This is a genomic window from Halorubrum sp. AJ67, assembly GCF_000513435.1.
Genome location: NZ_CBVY010000009.1, coordinates 51928 through 54098 on the forward strand (window position 1 = coordinate 51928; position 2171 = coordinate 54098).

General features: G+C 68.5%; 1 protein-coding gene and 1 pseudogene. Both read right to left on the bottom strand.

All coding sequences use genetic code 11. The annotated features are described in order from the left end of the window. Positions 1-283 precede the first annotated feature (283 nt). On the bottom strand, positions 284-1297 hold the full coding sequence (locus tag BN903_RS09185; protein ID WP_048077452.1) for a presenilin family intramembrane aspartyl protease PSH: 1014 nt from the start codon (positions 1295-1297) through the stop codon (positions 284-286). 763 nt (positions 1298-2060) lie between these two features. Beyond that, positions 2061-2171: pseudogene (locus BN903_RS16740) on the bottom strand (carbon-nitrogen family hydrolase); the annotation flags it as partial.

Consider the following 2171-nt stretch of genomic DNA (forward strand, 5'->3'; position numbering starts at 1 on the left):
ACCACCGGGAGCCGCCGACGAGGCTGGGGAGGCGTGAGGTGCTGTGCGGTGCGGGGTGGGACTCGAAGGGGCAGTCGCGAGGCGGGCGGAGGCGACGCAAGCACCGCAGCGAGCAGCGCGAGCGAGGAGCACAGCGAGCGTCCGCCCGCCTCGCGACTGGGGCTTCGGAGTGGTTCGTGTCGATCGACAATTTATAAGCAACTACCTTGTCGTACAGCCGAGCGGCTGGGGCTTCGGCGGTGTTCGCAGCCGACCGCAGGTACGCCGGACCGATTTATAGAATTTATAAGAACGTCGCGAGTCCCAGCGCCTCGATCAGCGGGACGCCTGCGATGACCGACCCGACCAAGTAGCCGCCGATGGCACCGCCGTTCAGCAACGGGAGCCCAGCGTGCGGGCGACCCTGAATCACCCACCGCATGAGCACGAGCAGCCCCGCGAGGGTCCCGACCATCGCCAGCAGCGCGGGGAGGTTCACTCCGATGAGCGGTACCGACAGGTTCGGAGCCGACGAGAACGTCGCCGCGCTCGCGATCAACACCGTCGGGATGACGGCGTCGCCCAGTCCGATGAAGAAGGCGTCGCGGTCGCCGGGTTCGGCCGGTTCGGGGGCCTCGGTGTCGACATCCTCGTCTGAAGCGGGCTCGGCGTCGCTGTCGGAAGCGGGCTCGGAGTCCGCGTCCTCCTCGCCCACCCCGGCGGCCTCCTCGCTGGCGGTCTCGCCGTCGAGCAGCGAGTACGACAGCGACAGCGGGATCACCAGCACGACCGGGATGTTGAGGTCCATGATGCCCTCGGCGAGCGACAGCATGTGTTCGGTCCCGTACACGGAGATGGCGTCGTAGACCGCGAGGACGGCGAGCAGCAGCAGCGCGGGCAACAGCCCGAAGGAGATGCCGAACAGCCCGGCCGCGCCGGCCCCCATCAACACGCCCGCGGTGTCTATCACGTACCACTCGGGGTGGACGAGCAGGCCGGCCCCGACCGCGAGCGCCGGCACCGCGGCCGCCAGCGGCGACACGAGCGCGGAGAAGACGTACCACGAGAGGTACGCGGAGACGCCGACGATCAGCAGGCGGATCGTCCCGTCGAGATCGTAGCGGAACGCCGCGAGCATCAGCCCGGTCATCGCGACGATGGCGACGACGTACAGCAGGCTGTTCGCCGGGTTGTCGGGGTTCTCGACCGCCTGATAGCCGCTGTCGACGAACTCCGGGACCAGCGCCAGCGCGCCCAGTTGGACGGCGAGGAACAGCCCGACTACGAAGGCGACGCCGCGGTACTCGCGGGGGAACATTCGACCGCCGGTTCGGCGGCCGGGGGTTTCGTCCTTGCGCTTCCGAGCTGGGAACGCCGATACGGTCGCTGCTGGCGGGGTGAGAGGCGTGACAGAAAGGGGTCCGGGCTCGGTGTGGGAGCGGGTGGGCCCGAACCCAAGCCGGCGGACGACGGACGGTGGAAGCGAGTGGCCGAACGGCCCGCCCCGAAAGGGATGGGGCCGGTCGGATTCGTCCGCGGCGTTTGCTTTCTCCGGCGTCGGAGATAAGAACGTACCGGCCAAATTATCGGTATAGATACTCCCGACGAGACAGTGAGGCTTCGACCGCGTCGTCCCCGAACGAACTCGCCTCGGCAGGACGAGACGATCGATAACGGTGACGAGCGACAGACGACGGACCGGAGAAAACGCGGAAGGAGGCGAAGTGCGGAACGGGACAGGATACGGAACGAGGCGGAATGCGGGACTAACGGAACGGGAGGAAGCGGAAAGGGGTGGGCGAAAGGCGAACGGAGAGGTGGTGGGAGGCGGGCGGGCGGCGGCCGGACAGCGGACCCCCAGGCTGTCGTCGGCGATGCCGCCCGGGTGGTCGGGACGGGCGCGCGGATTGTTAACGCCGAACTCCAACGAGAAAAGCGTCGGACTTCGGCGACCGAACGTACGTGCCTCACAGGTATAAATATGTGAGATCCGGTCGCGGCGCTCCCGTCGTTCAGAGCCGAAACGCCGAGACCGCCCCGTTACCCGCCTCGGGGCGGCTCACCGACGATTGGGGAGCAACTCACCGACGGTCGCGGAGCGCCGGGAACTCCTCGCGGACCGCGGCGACCCGGTCGGAATCCACCGTCGCGGTGACGACTCCGGGGTCGTCGCCGACCGACGCGAGCGCGGT

Bases quoted from the DNA above. Each gene is read 5' to 3' on its own strand.
- BN903_RS09185 (WP_048077452.1), bottom strand. From the start codon at position 1,297: ATGTTCCCCCGCGAGTACCGCGGCGTCGCCTTCGTAGTCGGGCTGTTC.